The 21,339-nt window shown below is 73.4% G+C and carries 18 protein-coding genes and 1 pseudogene; 7 read left to right on the top strand and 12 right to left on the bottom strand.

Annotation, left to right across the window (positions count from 1 at the left end; genetic code table 11):
* Nucleotides 1-57 precede the first annotated feature (57 nt).
* The 3 genes and pseudogenes from AB0O53_RS29335 to AB0O53_RS29325 all read left to right on the top strand — a co-directional run bounded on the left by AB0O53_RS29335 (nt 58) and on the right by AB0O53_RS29325 (nt 3,174).
* The gene (locus tag AB0O53_RS29335; RefSeq protein WP_350997376.1) at nt 58-1,425 is read left to right on the top strand and encodes an MFS transporter; all 1,368 of its coding nucleotides are present in this window, start codon (nt 58-60) and stop codon (nt 1,423-1,425) included.
* On the top strand, nt 1,422-2,636 hold the full coding sequence (locus AB0O53_RS29330) for an anhydro-N-acetylmuramic acid kinase (RefSeq protein ID WP_350997373.1): 1,215 nt from the start codon (nt 1,422-1,424) through the stop codon (nt 2,634-2,636). Before AB0O53_RS29335 ends, AB0O53_RS29330 begins: the two co-directional genes overlap by 4 nt.
* Nucleotides 2,621-3,174: pseudogene (locus AB0O53_RS29325) on the top strand (YbaK/EbsC family protein). The gene AB0O53_RS29330 and the pseudogene AB0O53_RS29325 overlap by 16 nt, the downstream one beginning before the upstream one ends.
* A gap of 36 nt (nt 3,175-3,210) precedes the next feature.
* On the opposite strand, the gene AB0O53_RS29320 reads toward AB0O53_RS29325, so the two are convergent.
* The 4 genes from AB0O53_RS29320 to AB0O53_RS29305 form a co-directional block, all read right to left on the bottom strand.
* Nucleotides 3,211-3,711 carry a hemerythrin domain-containing protein gene (locus AB0O53_RS29320; RefSeq protein WP_350997367.1) on the bottom strand — a complete coding sequence of 167 codons (501 nt, stop codon included), beginning with the start codon at nt 3,709-3,711 and terminating at the stop codon, nt 3,211-3,213.
* 118 nt (nt 3,712-3,829) lie between these two features.
* Nucleotides 3,830-4,492 carry a methionine ABC transporter permease gene (locus AB0O53_RS29315; protein ID WP_350997364.1) on the bottom strand — a complete coding sequence of 221 codons (663 nt, stop codon included), beginning with the start codon at nt 4,490-4,492 and terminating at the stop codon, nt 3,830-3,832.
* Nucleotides 4,489-5,505 carry a methionine ABC transporter ATP-binding protein gene (locus AB0O53_RS29310; RefSeq protein WP_350997361.1) on the bottom strand — a complete coding sequence of 339 codons (1,017 nt, stop codon included), beginning with the start codon at nt 5,503-5,505 and terminating at the stop codon, nt 4,489-4,491. The genes AB0O53_RS29315 and AB0O53_RS29310 overlap by 4 nt, the downstream gene beginning before the upstream one ends.
* The gene (locus AB0O53_RS29305) at nt 5,502-6,380 is read right to left on the bottom strand and encodes a MetQ/NlpA family ABC transporter substrate-binding protein (protein WP_365199624.1); all 879 of its coding nucleotides are present in this window, start codon (nt 6,378-6,380) and stop codon (nt 5,502-5,504) included. Before AB0O53_RS29305 ends, AB0O53_RS29310 begins: the two co-directional genes overlap by 4 nt.
* A gap of 269 nt (nt 6,381-6,649) precedes the next feature.
* On the opposite strand from AB0O53_RS29305, the gene AB0O53_RS29300 reads away from it, so the two are divergent.
* Entirely contained in the window at nt 6,650-7,849 is a 1,200-nt protein-coding gene (locus AB0O53_RS29300; protein ID WP_350997356.1) for a serine hydrolase domain-containing protein, read from the top strand.
* Between the two features lie 157 nt (nt 7,850-8,006).
* Nucleotides 8,007-9,539: a glutamate synthase subunit beta gene (locus AB0O53_RS29295; RefSeq protein WP_365199621.1), complete on the top strand. Its 1,533-nt coding sequence runs from the start codon at nt 8,007-8,009 to the stop codon at nt 9,537-9,539.
* A gap of 147 nt (nt 9,540-9,686) precedes the next feature.
* Here AB0O53_RS29295 and gap read toward each other — a convergent pair whose 3' ends face one another.
* Both gap and AB0O53_RS29285 read right to left on the bottom strand, forming a co-directional pair.
* Nucleotides 9,687-10,685, bottom strand: coding sequence for a type I glyceraldehyde-3-phosphate dehydrogenase (gap, locus tag AB0O53_RS29290; protein ID WP_350997350.1), 999 nt, complete (start codon nt 10,683-10,685; stop codon nt 9,687-9,689).
* A 150-nt stretch (nt 10,686-10,835) separates the two neighbouring features.
* Nucleotides 10,836-11,792 (bottom strand): GlxA family transcriptional regulator, encoded by a 957-nt coding sequence (locus tag AB0O53_RS29285; protein ID WP_350997348.1) that lies wholly within the window; start codon nt 11,790-11,792, stop codon nt 10,836-10,838.
* Nucleotides 11,793-11,906: 114 nt separating this feature from the next.
* On the opposite strand from AB0O53_RS29285, the gene AB0O53_RS29280 reads away from it, so the two are divergent.
* Nucleotides 11,907-13,139 (top strand): FAD-dependent oxidoreductase, encoded by a 1,233-nt coding sequence (locus AB0O53_RS29280; RefSeq protein ID WP_350997345.1) that lies wholly within the window; start codon nt 11,907-11,909, stop codon nt 13,137-13,139.
* A gap of 83 nt (nt 13,140-13,222) precedes the next feature.
* Here AB0O53_RS29280 and AB0O53_RS29275 read toward each other — a convergent pair whose 3' ends face one another.
* From AB0O53_RS29275 to AB0O53_RS29250, 6 genes are all read right to left on the bottom strand, one after another.
* Entirely contained in the window at nt 13,223-14,947 is a 1,725-nt protein-coding gene (locus AB0O53_RS29275) for an acyl-CoA dehydrogenase family protein (RefSeq protein ID WP_350997343.1), read from the bottom strand.
* Between the two features lie 124 nt (nt 14,948-15,071).
* Nucleotides 15,072-15,644: a PadR family transcriptional regulator gene (locus AB0O53_RS29270; RefSeq protein ID WP_350997341.1), complete on the bottom strand. Its 573-nt coding sequence runs from the start codon at nt 15,642-15,644 to the stop codon at nt 15,072-15,074.
* Between the two features lie 151 nt (nt 15,645-15,795).
* A complete protein-coding gene (locus AB0O53_RS29265) occupies nt 15,796-17,169 on the bottom strand; it encodes a carotenoid oxygenase family protein (protein ID WP_350997339.1) in 1,374 nt (457 codons plus the stop codon).
* Nucleotides 17,170-17,232: 63 nt separating this feature from the next.
* Nucleotides 17,233-17,715, bottom strand: coding sequence for an SRPBCC family protein (locus AB0O53_RS29260; RefSeq protein ID WP_350997336.1), 483 nt, complete (start codon nt 17,713-17,715; stop codon nt 17,233-17,235).
* Nucleotides 17,716-17,740: 25 nt separating this feature from the next.
* On the bottom strand, nt 17,741-19,216 hold the full coding sequence (locus AB0O53_RS29255) for an MFS transporter (RefSeq protein WP_350997333.1): 1,476 nt from the start codon (nt 19,214-19,216) through the stop codon (nt 17,741-17,743).
* A gap of 95 nt (nt 19,217-19,311) precedes the next feature.
* Nucleotides 19,312-19,878: a TetR/AcrR family transcriptional regulator gene (locus tag AB0O53_RS29250; protein WP_365199614.1), complete on the bottom strand. Its 567-nt coding sequence runs from the start codon at nt 19,876-19,878 to the stop codon at nt 19,312-19,314.
* An 81-nt stretch (nt 19,879-19,959) separates the two neighbouring features.
* Here AB0O53_RS29250 and AB0O53_RS29245 point away from each other — a divergent pair, with 81 nt between their 5' ends.
* On the top strand, nt 19,960-20,919 hold the full coding sequence (locus AB0O53_RS29245; protein ID WP_365199611.1) for an alpha/beta fold hydrolase: 960 nt from the start codon (nt 19,960-19,962) through the stop codon (nt 20,917-20,919).
* Nucleotides 20,920-21,339: the final 420 nt, after the last annotated feature.

Below are 21,339 nucleotides of genomic sequence, written 5' to 3'. Positions count from 1 at the left end.
TGCTGAATCGGGCTGCCGACAGGCATCGGGCCGGCTGCGAACGGGCACGCAGCACGGGTGACCACGACCGACCTGCTTCCGGCGCCGCCGCCCCGCGCCGCGGCCCGGCGGGCCCTGCTCGCCGGATCGGCCGGCAATTTCGTCGAGTGGTACGAGTTCGGCGTCTACGGCTGCTTCGCCACCGTCATCGCGGCCAACTTCTTCACCCCGCAGGCGGGAACGGGTACGGGACCGGGCACGGGCGCGGGAGTTCAGGGCGGCGCGGAAGCGCTGGTCGCCACCTACGCCTCGTTCGCCCTGGCCTTCTTCTTCCGGCCCGTCGGCGCCTTCCTGTTCGGCCGCGTCGGCGACCGGTTCGGCCGACGCCCCGCCCTCGTCCTCGTCATCGGCCTCATGACGCTCGCCACCACGCTGATCGGGCTCCTGCCCACGCGCGCCGACATCGGCGCCGCGGCCCCCTGGCTGCTCACGTTCCTGCGCGTGCTCCAAGGTCTGTCCGCAGGAGGCGAGTTCGGCGGCGCGGTGTCCCTGATGGCCGAGTACGCGCCGCCCGGCCGCCGCGGCCTGTACGGCGCCTGGCAGTCCTTCACCGTCGCCCTCGGACTGCTGGCCGGAGCCGCGACGGCCGCGGCCCTGGCGACGGCCCTGTCCGCAGAGGCCCTGTACGCCTGGGGGTGGCGCATCCCGTTCCTGCTGGCCCTGCCCCTCGGCGCCGTCGCGCTCTGGCTGCGTACGGCGTTGGAGGAACCACCGGGCGGGCCCCCAGCCGGATCCGGGGCCGGCCCCGGGGCCGCGACCGGCACGACGGACCCGGCCCGCACCACCGGCGTACGCGAGCAGGCCCGTGCCGTCGTCCTCGGCGTCGGGCGGATCATGGGCTGGTCGGCGGCCGGATACGCCTTCCTCGTCGTGCTGCCGTCCCATCTGCAGTCCGCGCTCGGGGCGTCGTTCCGGGACGCCCTGCTGGCCACCACCCTGGTCAACCTCGGCTTCGCCGCGGCGATCCTGCCCGCGGGCGTGCTCAGCGACCGCGTCGGGCGGCGTCCCGTCATGCTCTGCGGAGCGCTCGGGGTCGCCGTACTCGCCGTCCCCCTCCTGCACCTGCTCCAGGCGCCGGGCACGCCCACGCAGGCCCGGGTCGTGGCCGTGCTCACGGCGGGCGCGCTGGTCGGCCTGCTCGCCGGACCGGGACCGGCGATGCTCGCCGAGATGTTCCCAAGGCGGGTCCGCTGCACCGGACTCGGGCTCTCCTACGCCCTCGCCAACGCCGTCTTCTCCGGCTGCGCCGGGCTGTTCATCACGGCACTCGCCGCCCGGACCGGCAACACCGCGGTCCCCGCCCACTACGCCGCCGCGGCCTGTGCCCTGAGCGTGCCGGCGCTGCTGACCCTGCGCGCCGACGACCACCGGGAGCCGCTGCGATGAGGGTGATCGGCCTGATGTCCGGGACCTCCTACGACGCCGTGGACGCCGCCGCCTGCGACCTCGTACCCGGAACGGGGGAGGAGGAGGGCGTACTGCGCCTCACCCCGCTGGGCATGGTCAGCGAGCCGTACCCGGAGCCCCTGCGGGCCGAGCTCGCCGAAGCCCTGCCGCCCGCCCGCACCACCCTCGCCGACGTGTGCCGCCTCGACACCCGTATCGGGCAGGCCTTCGGTCGGCTCGCGGTCCGGGCCGACCGCGAACTGTGCCGGGGGCAAGCCGAGTTGGTGGCCTCGCACGGGCAGACCGTCTACCACTGGGCGGCGGACGGGCAGGTCCACGGCACCCTCCAGCTCGGCGAACCCGCCTGGATCGCCGAGGCCACCGGCCGCCCGGTCGTCTCCGGCTTCCGGCCGCGCGACGTCGCGGCCGGCGGGCAGGGCGCGCCACTGGTCAGCCTGATCGACCTGATGCTGCTGCGCGGCCGCCCCGGCGTACCGGCCGCCCTGAACATCGGGGGGATCGCCAACGTCACCGTCGTGCCCCGGCACGCGGACCCGGTGGCCTTCGACACCGGCCCGGGCAACGCGCTCATCGACGCCGCGGTACGCCGACTGACCGGCGGGCGGCTCGCCTACGACGAGGACGGAGCGCTCGCGGCCGCCGGGCGCGTGCACGACGGTCTGCTGCGGCGGATGCTCGCCGAGCCGTACTACCGGCTGCCGGCGCCGCGCACGACCGGCAAGGAACTCTTCCACGAGGGGTATCTGCACTCCCGCCTCGCGGAGTTCGGGCGGATCCCGCCGCAGGACCTGCTCGCCACGCTCACTCGGCTCACCGCCCGGACCGTCGCCGACGCGCTGCGACCGCTGGGAGCCACGGAGGTCTTCGCCTCGGGGGGCGGGGTGCGCAACCCGACGCTCACGGCGATGCTCCGTGCCGAGCTGGCCGGCACGCCGCTGCGCACCTCGGAGGAGCTCGGGCTGCCGGCCGCGGCGAAGGAGGCGTACGCCTTCGCCGTGCTCGGGTACCTCACCCTGCACGGCCTGCCGGGCAACGCGCCCGGCTGCACGGGCGCCGCGGGCCCCCGCGTCCTGGGGTCGATCACGCCGGGCAGCCGCCCGCTCCGGCTCCCGGCACCGCCTGCGGCCGCCCCGCGCTCCCTCTCCGTACGGGCGGACGGTGTTACCGTGCGATCATGCGCGCTCCGATAGGGCCCTTCGACCACGCCGTGCCGGCTCCCGACTGCCTCGCGGAACTCGCGGCGCCGGTGGCCGCAGCGGTCGCGGGCTGGGCGGGCGAGGTCCCGGCCGACCGGATCATTTACGTCGACACCGACCCCGCCATCGCGGACACCGCCGCCTTCGTCGCGCACTACGGGCAGGACCTGCTCGGCCGGTCCGCGAACTGCGTGGTGGTCGCCGCCAAGCGCGGCGGTGCGACCACCCTCGCGGCCTGCCTCGTACGCTCCGCCGGCCGGGTCGACGTCAACGGCGCGGTCCGGCGCCACCTCGGCGCCCGCAAGGTGTCCTTCGCGCCGATGGACACGGCGGTGGAGCTGACGGGAATGGAGTACGGCGGCATCACCCCGCTGGGCCTGCCGGGCGGCTGGCCGCTCCTGATCGACCCGGACGTCGCCGACATGCCGTACGTGCTCGTCGGCAGCGGCCGCCGCCGCGGGAAACTGATCGCCCCGGCGCCCTGTTCGCCCAGCTGCCCGGTGCGGAACTCGTCGCGGGCCTCGCCCTCTGACGTGGCGTAGGACCGCCCGTCCCCGGCCGCCCGGTCCTACGCGCCGACGATCTTGCGTACGTTCTCGATGCTGCCGCAGTCCGACGCGAGCTGCTTCTCCCGCTCCTCCAGGAAGGCGGCGCCCAGCTCGGCCCGGCGTTCGTCGGGGACGTTCTCCCGGGCGCCGTTGAGGATGGTCCGTTCCTCCTCGTCCAAGTGGTGGGTGACCGCCTTGACGAGGTCCTCCAGGCGTTCGTCCCATTCCTCGGAGCCGACGTCGTCCACCTCCAGGAGCTTCAGCAACGCCTCGTTGCCCTCGGCGTGCTCCTCCTCACCGTGCTCCACCTCGTCGTCGTCGATGTCCCTGAAGCGCTTGAGCGCGCCGTAGACCCTGGTCTCCTCGGCCTCGCCGTGCGCGACGAGCAGCGCCGCGAACTCCTCCCGGGCCGCCTCGCGGTCGGCTTCGACGCTCCGCATCCGGCGGAACAGCTCCTCCATCGTCCGGTGGTCCTCGAGGATCACCGCGACCACGTCCTGGTCCTTGCCCTCGCCCGCCATGCGACACGCCTCCTTGCTCGGGTTTCCCGTCTCCTGGCGCTTGCTCGCTCGCCGGGGTCTGAAACCTCCCGCCCGGGCGGCCGGGGCCGCCCGGGCGGGAGGGGGAGGCCCGGCGCGGTCAGCGGCGGAGCACCTTGCGCGACACCAGGTTGCCGAGCAACTGCGCCGACTGGACGAGGGCGATCAGGACCAGGACCGTCACCACCATCACCGAGGTGTCGAAGCGCAGGTACCCGTAGGTCATCGCCAGATTGCCGACGCCTCCTCCGCCGACGGTGCCGGCCACCGCCGAGAAGTCGATCAGCGCCACGAGCATGAAGGTCAGCCCCAGGACCAGCGGGCCGAGCGCTTCCGGGACGAGGACCGTCAGCAGGATCCGCAGCGGGCCCGCGCCCATCGACCGCGCCGCCTCGATCACCCCGGGTTCGACGGCGAGCAGGTTGGACTCCACGATGCGGGCGACACCGAAGGTGGCGACCACCGTCATCGGGAAGATCGCGGCGTTGGTGCCGATCATCGTGCCGACCACCCCGCGGGTGACCGGGGCGAGCGCGACGATCGCGATGATGAACGGGACGGGCCGGATGATGTTGATGAGGGTGCCCAGGACCGCGTGCACGAGCCGGTTGGGCAGGACTCCGCCCTTGCGGGTGGCGTACAGGGTGAGCCCGACCGCCAGTCCGCCGACCGTCGACAGTGCCAGGGTGATCAGCACCATGTAGACGGTCTCGCCGGTGGCGTCGAGGACCTTGGGCCAGAACGTGCTCCAGTCGGCCTTCACCGGACACCCGCTTCCACCCGGCCGGCCGTGGACAGCCCGGCCACGACGGCCTCGACCGCTGCGGGCTTCCCGCGCAGTTCCAGGGTCACGCTGCCCAGGGGCCGTTCCCGGACCTCGCCGACCCCGCCGTGGACGAGCGTGAAGTCGACCCCGTGCAGCCGCAGGAGTTCGGAGAGGCCGTCCAGGGCGGGGCCGCCGTCGGCGACGGGCACCGTGACCAGGCGCCCGGGGTGGCGGGCCCGCAGCCGCTCCAGAAGTGCGGCGTCGGGTTCGCTGTGCCGTTCGGAGCGCACGAAGGCGGCGGTGGTCGCGTGCCGGGGCCGCGCGAAGACCTCGTACACCTCGCCGCTCTCGACGACCTTGCCGTCCTCCATCACGGCGACCCGGTCGCACAGGGTCCGTACGACCTCCATCTCGTGGGTGATCAGGAGGATCGTGACGCCCAGCTCCCGGTTGACGCGGCCCAGGAGGGCCAGCACCTCGCCGGTGGTCTGCGGGTCGAGGGCGGAGGTCGCCTCGTCACAGAGGAGGACCTTCGGGCGGGTGGCGAGCGCCCGGGCGATGCCGACGCGCTGGCGCTGTCCGCCCGAGAGCTGCTCGGGGTAGCGCCCGCCGTGGCCGGCGAGGCCGACGAAGGCGAGGGTCTCCTCGGCGCGGGCCCGGGCCGCCGGGCGGTCCAGGCCGGCCAGGCGCAGCGGGTAGAGCACGTTGCCGAGCACGGTGCGCGAGCGGAAGAGGTTGAACTGCTGGAAGATCATGCCGATCTCGCGGCGGACGGGGCGCAGCCGGCGCTCACCGAGCGCGGAGAGGTCCTGTCCGTTCACCAGGACGCGGCCCGAGGTCGGCTCCTCCAGACCGTTGACGAGGCGCAGCAGCGTGGACTTCCCCGCACCGCTGTGCCCGACGACCCCGAAGACCGTCCCCGCCCCGACCGAGAGGCTGACGCCGTCGACGGCGCGCGCCCCGCCCGGGAACTCCTTGGCGACGTCGCGCAGTTCCACGGCGGCGGTCATCGCTTCAGCTGCTTCTGGATGCGGGCGACCTCGGCCTGGAGGTCGGCGGCGGGCAGCTCGACGTGGTGCGCGGTGCCGTTGCTGGTGCGGCGGACCTCGTCCTGCACGGCCTGGGAGGCGTAGAGCTTGACGATCTTCAGGTAGTCCTCGTTGTCCTTGTCGCCGGCGCGCGCGGCGATGACGTTGAGGTAGGGCACGGACTGCGGGGCGGCGGGGTCGTCCTTGTAGAGCGCGGTGTCGGCCTTGATCCCGGCGAGTTCGGCGACGCCGTCGTTGATGACGGCGGCGTCCGCGTCCTGGAGGGTGCGGGGGGTCTGCTGGGCGTTGACCGGGGTGAGTCTGATGTGCCGGGGGTTGGCGGTGATGTCGTCGGGGGTGGCGAAGAGGCCTGCCTCGGGGCGGAGTTCGACGAGCTTGGCCTGCTCCAGCACGCGCAGGGCGCGTCCCTGGTTGGCGGGGTCGTTGGGCAGGGCTATCTCGGAGCGGTCGGGGAGGTCCGCCAGTTGCTCGTGCTTGCGGGAGTAGAGGCCGAGGGGCACCACGGTGGTCGCCGCGATGGGGGCGATGTCGGTCTTGTTCTCGGTGTTGGACTGGGCGAGGAAGACCAGGTGCTGGAAGGCGTTGAGCTCGATGTCGCCGGCGCTGAGCGCCTTGTTGGGCAGCGAGTAGTCGTCGAAGACGACCGTCTCGACGGTGAGGCCCTCCTTCGCGGCCTCCTTCGCGAGGACGTCCCACTCCGGCGAGTCACCGGACACCCCGACCCTGATGCGGTGGGTGTCCCCTCCGCCGACGCCGCAGCCGGACACGAGGAGTGCGAGGACGGTGGCGGCGGAAGCGGCGATCAGGGTACGCCGGCGCGGCAGTGCAGAAATCATTGTGTGATCCATGTGCAGAGGAAGAACCAGAAGAAGGGATAAATGGATCGTAGATCGAATTCGCTATCCGACCTTCGAATGCGAGGTTCTGTTCATGAATGTGCAATGAAGGGAAGGTCGGGGGGTGGTTGGGGCTCACCCGTACCGAGGACTCCCGCCAGGGCCGGACGGGCCACGGAGCGCCCGCGCGCGGCCGCGTCGGCGCCGCCCTCGCCGCGCCCCCTGCCATCGTGGGCCACCGCGCTCCGCACCCCCCTGGAGGTCCCGCCGTGTCCCCACGCCCGTACGGCCACGCCCGCCGGTTCCGCCCCTCGCTGCGCCTGGCCGCCGCCACCGCCGTGTGCGGCGCCCTGCTCGGCGCCTCCGTACTGCCCGCGCAGGCGGCGGCGGACCGCAACCCGCCCCCGGACCGCGGAGCGGCCCTGCGCCAGGAGCTCCGCGCACTGGTCGAGCGCCCCGACGGGCCGCCCGGAGTCGTCGCCGTCCTGCGCGACGGGGACCGTACGAAGGTGTACCGCGCGGGCGTGGCGGACGTGGAGAGCGGCAGGCCGCCGAGCGCGAGCGACCACATGCGGATCGCCAGCGTCGCCAAGGCCTTCAGCGGAGCGGTGGCCCTGAGCCTGGTCGACCGCGGCCGGCTGCGCCTGGACGACACGATCGGCGAGGTGCTGCCCGGCCAGCCCGACCAGTGGCACGAGGTGACCCTGCGCCAACTCCTCAACCACACCAGCGGACTGCCCGACTACTCGGCCTCCCAGGGCTTCATCGACATCATCTCCGAGGACCCCCGCCACCACTTCGAATCCCGGCGCCTGCTGGACTTCGTCGCCGACGAGGACCTCGAATTCCGGCCTGGCAGCCGCTACGCGTACTCCAACTCGGACAACATCGCCGTCGCCCTGATGGCCGAGGCCGCCACCGGACGCCGGTACGAGACCCTGCTGCGCGAGCTCGTGTACCGGCCGCTGGGCCTGACCGCCACCAGCCTCCCCCAGGGCTACCGGCTCCCCGAGCCCTACCTCCACGGCTACCAGATCGACCCCCAGGAGGGGCCCGTCGACGTCAGCGAGGCCATCAGCGCCTCGGGAGCCTGGGCGGCCGGCGGCATCGTCTCCACGCCCAAGGACCTGACCGCCTTCATCCGGGGCTACGCGGGCGGCACCCTCGTCTCGGAGCGCACCCGGCGCGAGCAGTTCCGGTTCATCCCCGGCGCGCTGTCCCAGCCCCCCGGCCCCGGCCGTACCGCGGCGGGCCTGGCCCTCTACCGCTACACCACCCGCTGCGGCACCGTGTACGGCCACACCGGCAACACGCCCGGCTACACGCAGCTGGCGGCGGCCACGGCGGACGGAAAGCGCTCGCTGACCTTCTCCATCACCACGCAGACGTCCCTGACCGACAACCCCGAGCTCCTCGCACACGTCCGGGAGGTCCAGGAGGATTTCGTCTGCGCCCTGCTGCGCGGGTGACCCCGGCGGGTGCGCGGGGCCGAGCGGTCCCGCGCACCCGCCACCCGGTCGGCGTAACCTGGTCGGACCGCCACTGCACGTGCGCGCCGGGACCTCGGTGCGCCCGCCCCGTACAACCCCCTCACACCCCGCCGCGAACGATCCAGGGAGGCGGCGCGTGACCGATCCCTTCGGCTTCCTCAGGATCCCCCGCGAGCCCGTCCCCGCCCGGCCCGTCGAGGAACGGCTCGGCGACTGGCACGAGGTGTACGCCGGCCAGGCCCTGCTCCCGCTCGTCTCCCGGCAGGCCGACCGCTGCATGGACTGCGGGATCCCCTTCTGCCACACCGGCTGCCCCCTCGGGAACCTCATTCCCGAGTGGAACGCCTACGCCGCCCACGGCGACTGGCGCGCGGCGTACGAGCGGCTGCACGCGACCAACAACTTCCCCGAGGCCACCGGAAGGCTCTGCCCGGCCCCCTGCGAGGACGCCTGCGTGCTGACGATCAACGCGGAACCGGTGACCATCAAGAACGTCGAGCAGGCCATCGTGGACGAGGGACTGCGCCGCGGCTACATGGCGGCGAGAGCGCCCGAGCGGCGCAGTGGCAGGACCGTGGCCGTCATAGGCTCCGGTCCGGCCGGACTGGCCGCCGCGCAGCAGCTGACCCGGGCCGGGCACGCGGTCACGGTCCACGAGCGGGCCGACCGGATCGGCGGCCTGCTGCGCTACGGCATCCCCGAGTTCAAGATGGAGAAGGCGCACCTGGACCGCAGGATCGAGCAGATGCGGGCCGAGGGCACGGTGTTCGTCACGGGACACGACGTCGGGGGCGCCGACGGCACGGCCACCGCGTCGGACACCGACGCGGGCGCGCTGCGCGGCCGGTGCGACGCCGTCGTCGTCGCGGTCGGAGCGGGCGAGCGCAGGGAACTGCCGGTGCCCGGCCGCGCGCTCCACGGCATCCACCAGGCCATGGACTACCTGACCTGCGCCAACCGGGTGAGGGAGGGCGACCTGCCCGCGCCGCCCATCACCGCGGAGGGCCGGCACGTGGTCATCGTCGGAGGCGGCGACACCGGTTCCGACTGCATGGGAACGGCCCTGCGGCAGGGCGCGATCTCCGTGGTCCAGCTCGACATCAACCCGGAGCCCGGTCCCGGCCGCACAGACGACGAACCCTGGCCCGTCTACCCGAGGACGTACCGGATCTCCCACGCGCACGACGAGGCCCGCGGGCGCGAGGGCCGCGACCCCCGGCTGTTCGCCTGCGCCACCCTGCGCTTCGACGGGGACGCCGCGGGCCGGGTACGGGCCCTGCACCTGACCGCCGTCGAGCCGGTGGGCCGCAGCCCCCTGGCGGGCACGGAACGGGTCCTGCCGGCCGGGCTGGTCCTGCTCGCCCTCGGCTTCTCCGGTCCCGAACGGGCGGGCGGCCTGTGCGAGCAGCTGGGCCTGGAGTACGACGAGCGCGGCAACTACGCGCGGGACGCCGGCTTCGCGGCGAGCGGCGGTCGGGCGCCCGGGGTGTTCGTCGCGGGTGACGCGGGCCGCGGGCAGTCGCTCGTGGTCTGGGCCATCGCCGAGGGCCGGGCGGCGGCCGCCGCCGTGGACCGCTACCTCACGGGCTCCACGTGCCTGCCGGCCCCGGTCGCCGCCCACGACCGGCCCATGACGGCCCTCGGCCGCATGCGCTACGGGGACCACTGAAATACGGGACCACTGAATACGGGACCACTGAATACGGGACCACTGAAATACGGCGACCCCTGAAATACGGCGACCCCTGAAAACGGCACGCTCCGGCCGGCCCGAGGGCCGGCCGGAGCGCGGGTCACTGACGGCGGGGGCGGCTGCTCAGCCCGCGGCCAGGAGCGTGAGGGTGTCGATCACGCGGTTCGAGAAGCCCCACTCGTTGTCGTACCAGGCGACGACCTTGACGTGGCGGCCCTCGACGCGGGTGAGCTCCGAGTCGAAGATCGACGAGGCGGGGTTGCCGGTGATGTCGGACGACACCAGCGGGTCCTCCGAGTACTCCAGCACGCCGGCCAGCGGGCCCTCGGCCGCGGCGCGGTACGCCTCGAGGATCTCCTCGCGGGTCACCTCGCGGGAGACGGTCGTGTTGAGCTCCACGATGGAGCCGACCGGGACCGGTACGCGGATCGAGTCGCCCGACAGCTTGCCGTCGAGCTGCGGCAGCACCAGGCCGATCGCCTTCGCGGCGCCCGTCGAGGTCGGGACGATGTTGACGCCGGCGGCGCGGGCGCGGCGGGGGTCGCGGTGCGGGCCGTCCTGCAGGTTCTGCTCCTGCGTGTAGGCGTGCACCGTCGTCATGAAGCCGTGCTCGATGCCCGCGAGCTCGTCGAGGACCGCGGCCAGCGGGGCGAGCGCGTTGGTCGTGCACGACGCGTTCGAGACGATCGTGTGCACGGCCGGGTCGTAGGCGTCGGTGTTCACGCCGTACGCCAGCGTCACGTCGGCACCGTCGGAGGGCGCGCTGACCAGTACCTTCTTCGCCCCCGCCTTGAGGTGGGCGCGAGCGGCGTCGGCCGAGGTGAAGCGGCCGGTGGCCTCCAGCACGATGTCGACCCCGAGCTCGCCCCAGGGCAGCTGCTCCGGCTCGCGCTCCGCCAGCACCGTGATGCGGCGGCCGTCGACGACCAGGGTGTTCCCGTCGACGGTCACCGGGCGGCCGAGCCGGCCGGAGGTGCTGTCGTACGCCAGCAGCCGTGCGAGGGCCTTCGGCTCGGTGAGGTCGTTGACGGCGACGACCTCGAGGTCGCTGTCGCGTTCGAGCAGCGCGCGCAGCACGTTGCGTCCGATGCGGCCGAATCCGTTGATGGCGATGCGAGTCATGAGCGAGTCCCTTTCGTTCGCCATCAGGTTCGCCGCCCGCGCCCGCCCACGAAAGCGGCGTGATCGCCACTGTTCAAAAGGATCTCGCCAAGACGGCTGGCGAGATCCTCACGGGCCCCTGAAGAGCCCCTCACACGCCCCCCCACCGGCCTATTCGCCCTTCGTGAAGGTGCGCCGGTACTCGGTCGGGGTGGTGCCCAGGATCCGCTGGAAGTGCAGCCGCAGATTCGCGCCAGTACCGAGGCCGACGTCGGCGGCGATCTGCTCGACGCCCCGCTGGGAGCGTTCGAGCAGTTCCCGGGCCACGTCCACGCGGGCGCGCATGACCCACTGCATCGGCGTGTAGCCGGTGTCCTCCGCGAACCGCCGCGAGAACGTACGCGGCGACACCCCGGCGTGCCGGGCCAGCGACTCCAGCGTCAGGGGCTCGCCCAGCCGGATCAGCGCCCACTCCCGCGTGGCGGCGAACCGCTCACCGAGCGGCTCGGGCACGCTGCGCGGCACGTACTGCGCCTGGCCGCCGCTGCGGTAGGGGGCGGCGACCAGGCGCCGCGCCGCGTGGTTGGACGCGGCCACACCCAGGTCGCTCCGCAGGATGTGCAGACACAGGTCGATGCCGGAGGCGGCGCCCGCCGAGGTGAGGACGCTCCCCTCGTCGACGAACAGGACGTTCTCGTCGACCCGGACCAGCGGGTGCTTGGCCGTCAGGGCCCGGGCGTAGTGCCAGTGCGTCGTGGCGCGCCGGCCGTCGAGCAGGCCCGTCGCGGCGAGCGCGAACGCCCCCGTCGAGATGGCGGCGAGCCTGGCGCCCCGCTCGTGGGCGGCGATCAGCGCGTCGAGGACCGGCCGCGGCGGGTCCTCACGGTCCGGGAAGCGGTAGCCGGGGACGAAGACGATGTCGGCCCACGCCAGGGCGTCCAGCCCGTGCGTCACGTGGTACGACAGCCCGTCGCCGCCCGCGACGAGCCCGGGGGACGCACCGCACACCCGCACCTCGTAGGGCATGCTCGCGCGGGTCGTGAAGACCTGGGCGGGGATGCCGACGTCGAGCGGCTTCGCGCCTTCCAGGACGAGGACGGCGACGCGGTGGAGACGAGAGGCTGGCACGGGTCGAGCCTACGCGGGACCGGGGAGTGTCCCGCCGGGGCCGTCGCCGCCGGTGCGGTATGACGTCCCCTGGGGATCGACCGATCCCCGATCGCCGCGAAGGGAGTGGTGGCCGTGGAGCGAACGACCTGCTGCGTGGTGGGGGGCGGACCGGCCGGAATGGTGCTGGCGCTCCTCCTGGCCCGCGCCGGGGTGGACGTCACGGTGCTGGAGAAACACGGGGACTTCCTGCGCGACTTCCGCGGGGACACCGTGCACCCCACCACCCTGTCCCTGCTGGACGACATCGGCCTCGGCGAACGCTTCGCCCGGCTCCCGCAGCGCCGCGTCACCACGGTGCAGCTCCCCATCGGGCCGGACCGGTCCCTGGTCACCGTCGGGAACATCGGGGCCCTGCACGGCCCGTACAACTACATCGCGATGGTGCCCCAGTGGGACCTCCTCGACCTCCTCGCCGACGAAGCCGGCCGGGAACCCTCCTTCCACCTGCGCATGGACACCGAGGCGACCGGCTTCCTCATCGAGGGCGGCCGCGTCAACGGGGTGCGGTACCGCACCGCGGACGGCACCACCGGCGAACTCAGGGCCACCCTGACCGTGGCCTGCGACGGCCGCGGCTCGCTGGCCAGGGCGCTGCCCGAACTGGGCCTGGAGCACTTCCCGTGCCCGATGGACGCCTGGTGGTTCCGCCTCCCGCGCCACGAGGACGACCCCAGCGGGCTCGTCGGCGGCCTGGGCGACCGGTTCTTCACCGCGCTCATCGACCGCGGCGACTACTGGCAGTGCGCCGCGCTCATCCCCAAGGGAACCGACGCCGAGCGCCGCGCCGAGGGCCTGGAGCGCTTCATGACCCGTTTCGCGGAGGCCGCCCCGTGGCTGGCCGACCGCAGCCACGCCGTCACCTCCTGGGACGAGGTCAAACTGCTCGACGTACGGCTGGACCGCCTGCGCCGCTGGCACCGCCCCGGACTGCTGTGCATCGGCGACGCCGCCCACGCGATGTCACCCGTGGGCGGCATCGGCATCAACCTCGCCGTGCAGGACGCCGTCGCCGCGGCCCGCCACCTCGTGCGTCCGCTGCGCGAGGGCACGGTGGGACTGCACGACGTACGCCGCGTCCAGCGCCGCCGCTGGCCCACGACCGTGGCCACCCAGGGCCTCCAGCGCCTGGCACACACCCAGGTCTTCGAGCCGCTCCTGGACGGCCGTACCGCCTTCGGCAACCCCCGACGCGCCCAGCGGATGACGGAACTCGTCACCGAATCACCCTGGCTGAACCGCATCCCGGCGTACTTCATCGCCTACGGAGCCCTCCGCGAGCGCCCTCCGGCCGAATCCCTGCGCTGACCGGCGGGGACGCGGCCCGAAGAGCGCGCCCCTCGGCGGTCCGCACGGTGGTGGCGTGCGGACCGCCGAGGGGTGGGGGCTGACTACTGCGCCATCTCGTAGGCGCCGGAGAGGGCCTCGACGCGGGCCCAGACGCGGGCCGCGCGGGCCTCGTCGACGACCGGGCGGCGGACGGCGGCCAGGGCCCAGGCCTGCTGCTCCGGCGTGCTGGAGTCCTTGCCGTGCAGCTCGACGGCGTGCTGGGAGAAGTCGCGCACGAGCACCGAGAACAGCTCGTCCAGCACGGATTCGTCCAGGTCCGTCAGGCGGGCCTGCTCCAGGATCAGCTGCCCGTGGACCACCAGGGCGAACAGCTGCCCCACCGAGAGGAGGAAGTCCAGGTCGCGGCCCTGCGCCTCGTCGGGCGCGATGGTCGCCGCGAACTCGGCGAGCGCGTCGGCCTGCTCACGGAACCGGGCGACGTTCGGCACGGCGGCGTAGGCGTCGTACGCCGGGCGCCAGTCGTGGAAGCGTACGGAGCCCAGACCGCGGGCCGGCCCCTGCCGGAACAGGAAGTCGTCGTCGGCCGCGTCGAGCCGCGTCGGCACGGGCGCGTACTCGGCCGGCTCCAGCAGGTGGTTGCGCATGAACTTGAGGATCAGCGCGAGGTTGACGTGGACCGTGCCCTCCAGCTTCGGCAGCCCGCGGATCTCGACGGCGGCCTGGGCGAAGTAGTTGTCCTTCTCGAAGCCCTTGGCGGCGATCACGTCCCACATCAGGTCGATGACCTTCTCGCCCTCCGTCGTGACCTTCATCTTGGTCATCGGGTTGAAGAGCAGGTACCGGCGGTCGTCGGGGCCGGCGGAGCGGAAGTAGTCGACGGCACGGTCGCTGAAGAGCTTCATCCCGACGAGGCGGACGTAGGCGTCGGCCAGCTCGCGGCGCACGTGCGGGAAGGCGGTGACCGGCCGGCCGTACAGGATCCGGTTGTGCGCGTGCGTGACGGCCTCGTACATCGCGTGCTCGCAGATGCCGATCGAGGCGGTGCAGAGGTTGAACTTGCCGACGTTGACGGTGTTGAGCGCGGCGTCGAAGGCGGCCCGCCCGGTGTGCAGGACGTCCTCGGCGGCCACCGGGTAGTCCTCCAGGCGGAACTCGCTGACGTACTTGGAGGAGTCGACGACGTTCTTGACGAGCCGGTACGCCGGGTGGCGGCTGTCGGCGGCGAAGAAGACGTAGCCGTCGGGGCCCTCGACGTCGGTGCGGCGGCCGAAGACGGAGACGAGCCCGGCGGCGTTGCCGTTGCCGATGTAGTACTTGGAGCCGCTCGCGCGGAACCCGCCGTTCTCGTCAGGCTCCAGCAGCATGTCGGTGGAGTAGATGTCGGCGCCGTGCGTCTTCTCGGACAGGCCGAACGCGAACACCTCGCCCTCCGACAGCAGGTGCGCGGCGCGCTCGCGGGCGGCGGCGTTGTCGCTCTGCCAGACCGGGCCGAGGCCGAGGATGGTGACCTGCCAGGCGTACCAGTAGTCGAGGCCGTAGAAGCCGAAGATCTCGTTGAGGGCCGCGATCCGGGCGGTGTCCCAGCGCTTGTCGGACTCGTCCCCACCGGCGGCGGAGGCCGGGGTCAGGAAGGTCGCGAAGAGCCCTTCCTTGGCGGAGAAGGCGAGGAAGTCGGCCAGCCAGGCACGGGTGCGGTAGTCCTCGATGATCCGCCGCTTGCCGCGGGCCTCGAACCAGTCGACGGTGGCGCGCAGCAGCCTGCGCGTCTCGGGGTCGAAGTGGGCGGGGTCGTAGGTGTGCGGGTGGAAGAGCAGGGGGTCGGACACGGCGGATCACCTTCCGAGGGGTCGGGTCGGGTTCGCGCGGGTGCGCGGAGGGAGGAAGCGAAGGGGGTACGAGGAGCGGGGCGCGCGGTGCTGGCGGGCCGGCCCGGGCCCGGCCGGCCGGGGCTCAGCCGGTCGGGGGCGGCGCCGTGCGGCCGAGCCGGTGGAGGGTGGCCAGGACGTCGTCGAGCCAGGCGATCGTCATCCGCTCCTGCGCGATCCCGCCGCGCAGCACGACGTGCTGGAGTTCCTGACCGGCGTCGAGCGGTGCGGGGGCGCCGGGCCCGGTGAAGTCGCGCAGCTCGCCGGCGAGATACCGGGCGAGGCGGTCCCGGTGGGCCTGCTGGTGCCGTTCGACCTCGCGGATCAGGGCGGCCGGGTCGTCGAAGGCCGCCCCGCGGATCTTCACGGCGAGGTCGTGCCGCAGGCTCTCCGGTTCGATCGGTTCGTGGAGCCACTGGGCGAGCGCGGCCCGGCCGGGATCCGCGGCCGAATACACCTTCTTGTCCGGCCGGCCCTGCTGCGGGACCGTACGGACGGCGAGCATGCCGTCGTTCTCCATGCGCTTGAGCACGCGGTAGATCTGCTGGTGCGTGGCGGTCCAGAAGTAGCCGATCGAGCGCTCGAAGCGGCGGGCCAGCTCGTAGCCGGAACCCGGCTTCTCCAGCAGGGAGACGAGGATCGCGTGTTCGAGCGCCATGCCCCGATCCTGCTATGCAACTCGTTGCATAGACAAGCGGCGGCCCTCAGGTGAGACGCGGCTCACCCGGTGCGGGAACGCCGCGAGCCCCGAGCGCGGAGGGTCGCGCACTCGGGGCTTCGTGGGGGTGCCGCTCCCCCGCGGGGCGGGATCAGGCGGCGTCGGGGATCCAGGATCCGTGGATCATCGCCGGGACGCGGCGCGGCAGGTGGACGGTCGCGACGGGCGGGACGGTCAGGTCGGAGGCGTCCAGGACGAGCAGCTGCGAGGCGTTCGCCCTCAGGTCGCTCACCACCGTCAGCAGGTACCCGGCGTCCTCCTGCGACGCGCCCGCGCCCTCGGCGGGTACGAACACGGCCTCGCTGGGGAGCCGGTCGGCCCCGAAGGGCAGCAGCTGCCGGGCGCCGGTGGTGCGGTCGTACTTGACGAGCGTGTGGGCGGCGATCCCCAGGTCGTCGGGGAAGGCCAGGGCGTACTGGTAGCGGTGTTCGATGCCGAGGAAGGCCTCGTTGATGGTCGGGAACTCCACGGTGAGGTCGTCGGTCAGCTCCTCCTTGACGGATCCGGCCGCGAGGTCGACGGTCCAGCGGGTGCTGCGCGAACCGACGTTGGGCTCGGCCCCGCGGTCCGCGGCGCCGACCCACCAGTTCCAGGACCGCTGCCAGCCGTCCCGGCCCACGGTCGGGCCCTCGACGACGATCCGCCCGTACGGGTCCTCGTAGGCGTTGGCGAAGTGCATGCCGTAGCCCTGGCCGATCTCGAACCAGCGGATCTCGCGGGCCCGGCCGCCCGCGCCCGCGGTGGTGCGCGGCATGACGCCGATCCGGGAGACCTGCTCGTCGTTCCAGCCGTACGGGATGCCCGAGTGCTCGGCCGGATCGAAGGTCACGGAGCCCTCCAGGAACACCACGTAGTGCTCGGTGATCGCGAAGTCGTGCTTGAGCGCCGCACTGGCGCCCGGCACCTCCTGGCTCTCCAGCACCTTCCCGTCGGCGGAGGCGACGTGGTGGATCAGGTAGGGCGGGAAGGGGGAGGAGGCGAAGAAGTGGAGTTCGCCGGTGACCGGGTCCTCCTTGGGGTGGGCGGTCATCGCCGAGGTCAGCCTGCCCCCGAAGTCGTAGGCCCCGACGGTCTCCAGATCCGCCGTCAGCTCGAAGGGGAGGGCCGCCTCGCTCAGCGCGAGGAGCCGGCCGGCGTGTTCGATGACGTGGGTGCCCGCCGTGCTGGCGGTCAGGTCGGGGCCCTTGTCGGTCATGTAGGGGGCGCCGTCGAGGGCGGGGGTGTGGACCCAGCGGTTGCGGTACCACTCGGCGCGGCCGTCCTGCAGCCGGATGCCGTGGACCATGCCGCTGCCCTTGAACCAGTGGGTGGGAGTGATGCCGGGCTTGGGGTTGTGGCTGTTGCGGATGAGGCGGCCGGTCAGCTCGGGCGGGAGGGTCCCCTCGACGTGCAGGCCGGTGGCGGTGATCTCGTCGGTGACGGGGGTGTAGTGGCCGGTCAGGTAGGGCTTGGCGGTGCTGGTCATGGAGAATGCCTCGGCTTTCTGACGGTGGGACGACGGGAGGGGACGGGCGGGGAGGGAGCGCGATCAGTGCCGCTCGGCGGCAGCGGCGGCCCCCGCCAGGGCCTCGGCCTTGGCCTTCAGGGCGGCGAGCCAGGCTTCGAGGGACTGCCGCAGCACGCCTTCCATCTCCGTGCTGCGGGCCGCGACGGGCTCGCCGCTCCAGGACTCCTCGGTGCGCACCGTCACGGTGCCCGGAGCCGTCTCCTGGAACGTCCAGACGTGGATGCCGTCGATGCCGTGGGCCGGCCCGCCCCAGACGATGCGCTCGCCGGGGACGACCTGGTGGACGGTGGAGGTGATGTCCAGGCCGTGGGTCAGCCAGCGGAACGCGGTGCCGGGCGCCAGCGGACCGGCGTACTCCACCCGGTCCACGTCGGTGTTCCAGTCCGCCCAGGCGGCGATGTCGGTGTGCAGGTCCCAGACGGTGGAGAGCGGGGCGTGCACCGTGGTCTGCAGGGCGACGACGACGGGGGCCTCGGTGTCGACGGCGGTGGGGTGCGTGGTCATGGGAGGTACTCCTTCGGTGAGGTGGTCAGCGGGTGGGGTGGGACGGGCGGGGAGAGGGCAGCGGTGGGGGAGTGGGGACGGTCTCCCCCGCGGCCCGCGTCCTGCGGGCGAGCAGCGGGGTGAGGGCCGCGCCGAGGAGCAGGACGGCGGCGGAGAGGAGGAAGGCGCTGCGGTACCCCTCGGTGAGGGCCGCGGCGTGCGGCAGGTCCGGCGGTGCGGCGGCGGTGCGGGCGGCGGCCAGGGTGCCCAGTACGGCGAGGCCGACGGCGCCGCCGATCTGACGGGTGGTGTTGACGAGCCCGCCGGCCAGTCCCGCGTCGGCGGGCTCCACGCCGCTCACGGCGGAGCCGGTGAGCTGGACGAAGGCCACGCCGAGGCCGACTCCGACGAGGAGCACGGGCCCCAGCAGGTGGACGAGGAAGGTGCCGTCGGCGGGGATCCGGGCCAGCCATAGGAAGCCGGCGGCCTGGGTCGCCAGCCCGGCGAGGAGGGTCCGGTGCGGGCCGATGCGGCGGGCGAGTACGGGTGCCAGGCCGGAGCCGAGCATGTTCGCCGCGGCCAGCGGAAGTTGGGACAGTCCGGCTTCCAGGGGGCCCGCACCGAGGACCTGTTGCTGGTAGAGGGGGAGGAAGAAGAACAGGCCCACCCAGACCGCGCCGAGCAGCGCCATGACGAGGTTGGCGGGGCCCACGGCGCCGCGCGTGAGGAGCCTCGCGGGCAGGAGCGGGGCCGGGTGGCGGCGTTCGAGCAGGGCGAAGAGGGCGAGGAGGGCGGCCGCGGCGGCGAAGGAGCCGAGTACGAGGGGGTCGGTCCAGCCGGAGCGTCCCGCGGCCGTGAGCCCGTACACGAGCGCGACCAGGCCGGTGGTGACGGTGAGGGATCCGGCCACGTCGAGCCGTGGGCGGGGGCCGTCGTCCTCCTTCGGGTCGGCCGGTACCAGGCGCAGGGCGGCGGCCAGGACCAGCGCCGCGCCGATGCCGGAGGCGTGGAACACCCAGGGCCAGCCGGGCCCTTCGGTGAGGATCCCGCCGAGCAGCACCCCGGCCGCGCCGCCGGCGCCGGACACGGCACCCCAGACACCGAGGGCCCTGGCGCGGGCCGGCCCGGGCGGATGGAGCCGCATGACCAGGGAGAGCGCGGCGGGCGCCACCGCGGCAGCGCCGACGCCCTGGACCGTGCGGGCGGTGACGAGCATCCAGGGCGTGCTCGCCAGCCCGGCGGCGACGGCCGCCGCGGCGAAGAGCGCGAGGCCGGCCGCCAGTACGCGGCGGCGCCCGAGGAGGTCGGCCGCCCGGCCGCCGAGCAGGAGCAGGGCGCCGAAGGCGAGGCCGTACGCGTTGACGACCCAGGACATGCCCGCGTCCGACAGCCCGACCCCGTCGCGCACGGCGGGAAGGGCGACGTTCACGATCGAGGTGCTGAGGGTGACCGCGAACTGGGCGGCGGCCAGCGCCGCGAGGGTCGCCGTGGCGGTCTGTCGGTGGGGCGGGGTGGCGTACATACCTGCTCTCCTGTGTGTGGTTGACCACTCACTCTTTGATCCGAAAGGAGGGCGGACCGCGAGGGTCCGCCCGGCCGGGGCCCGGCCGTCGCCCGTCAGTAGTGCCGGATGCCGGCCGAGAGGGTCCGGGACCAGGGTGCGTCCACCTCGTGCGCGTCCAGCGACACCAGGAGGTGGCAGAGCATGCCGGTGGCGAAGAACTGCTGGACGTCGGCCTCCGCCGCGCCCGACGCGCCGCGCACGTACTCCACCATGCGGGCGTAACCGGCCCGCACGGCCTCGCGCACGGCGGCCTCCGACACGGCCGCCGCCTGTGCGTGGGTCAGGACGAGCAGCAGGTCCTTGTCCGCGATCAGGCGGGCGTACGTGTCGCCCATGGTGTGCAGCACGGCCTCCGGGCTGCTGCCCCGCGCCTGCGCGGCACCCTCTTCGAGGCTGGTCCGGACCCGTGCGAAGCACCGCTCGACGACCGCGGTGAACAGTGCCTCCTTGTTCGGGAACAGCCGGTAGACGTAGGCCTGGGAGATCCCGGCCGCCTTGGCCACCTCGGTGGTCGTCGTGCCGAAGTAGCCGCGGGCCGCGAAGGCCCCGATGGCCGTCCTCAGGACGGTCTCGCGGCGCTCTTCGGCCGAGGAGAGTTGGCGTCGTCGTTCCGTGTTCATGTGAGTAATAAACCACTCACACTTTTGGGTGTCAAGGCGACCGCGTTCGCGGGGTGATGCGCGGCGCGGGAAGCTGAGGGCATGCGATGGCGGGTCCCCGGCGCGGTGGTGGCCGTGATGGCCGTAGTACTGCTGGTCGCCGGCACACCGGGGCCGAGCGGCGGCGGGGACACCGGGCAGCGCGGGGACATCGAGCAGCGCGTGGACATCGGCGGCGGCCGGTCCCTGTACCTGCACTGTTCCGGCACCGGAAGCCCCACCGTCGTGCTGGTCTCCGGGCTGCACGACTCCTCCGACACGTGGTCGCTGACCGACACCACCCCGCCCGTGCCCAAGGCCCCCGCCGTGTTCCCCGGCGTCGCCGCCTTCACCCGCGTGTGCGCCTACGACCGTCCCGGCACCATCCGCTACACGCAGCCGCTCGCGCTCACCACCCGCAGCACGCCCGTGCGGGGCACGCGTACGCTGCCCGCCATGGTCCGGGACCTGGACCGGCTGCTGACCGCCGCCCGCGTGCCGGGCCCGTACCTGCTCGTGGGGCACTCCTTCGGCGGCATGCTCGCCCTGCGGTACGCGCAGGAGCACCCGGAGCGCACGCGCGGACTGGTCCTCGTCGACGCGCTGGGGCCCGCGCTGAAGCCCGCGATGGGGGCGGACTGGCCGGCGTACGTCGAAGCGCTCCGCAAGCCCGGTACGCCGTTCGACTCCGACCCCGCATTCGAGCAGGTCGACATCGACGGCGGAGTCACCGCCCTCGATCGCGGCGGCCCGCTCCCGCCCGTACCGGTCGCGGTGCTCAGCAAGACCGAACCCTTCGCCGCGCCGGCCACCATGTCCAGGGACCTCCTGGCGAAGCTGGAGAGGGCCTGGCCCGAGGCCCAGGAGGCGCTCGTGGCGCTGCGGCCGCAGACCCCCCACCTGCTGGCGACCGGCAGTGACCACTACGTCCAGCTCCACGACCCGGACCTCACGATCGCGGCGGTCCGCCTGGTCGCGGACCGGGCCGCGACCCTGCCGGGGACGGGCCCCGAGGCCTCCTAGCGGGTCTTCCGCCGGGGCTGTCAAGTCCCGAATGGTCGCGACATGACGCGGCGGGGGAGCGGACGGCTTACTCAAGACACGGGCTCACAGGGCGCACACCCACCACGTGGCCCCATCGGTGTCGCCGGCTACCGGTTCACGGCACCGGTTCCGACGGTTCCCCTCCGGGATGTGGAGGCGTTGACGGCCAGAAGGAGCGAGCGCATGCGAGTCACCATCGTTGGTCCGGTGCCACATGTCAGGGGGCGGGCGTCATGAGTTCCCTGTCCTCGTCGTCCGAGCACCCTTCGGGCCCGCCCCCCGGCCCGCTGTCCGGCAAGGGTTCGCAACCGCAGCCCGCACCCGTGCCCGACGCGCCCCCGCCGATGCCTCCGCCGCCGCCCCCGTCCCACCCTTCGGCGTCTTCCGTGCCTCCGCCCG

This window comes from Streptomyces erythrochromogenes (assembly GCF_040684695.1).
Taxonomy (GTDB): Bacteria; Actinomycetota; Actinomycetes; order Streptomycetales; family Streptomycetaceae; genus Streptomyces; species Streptomyces erythrochromogenes_C.
The sequence above is the reverse complement of the archived record's forward strand: the minus strand, read 5'-3'. Positions and strand labels throughout refer to the sequence as shown.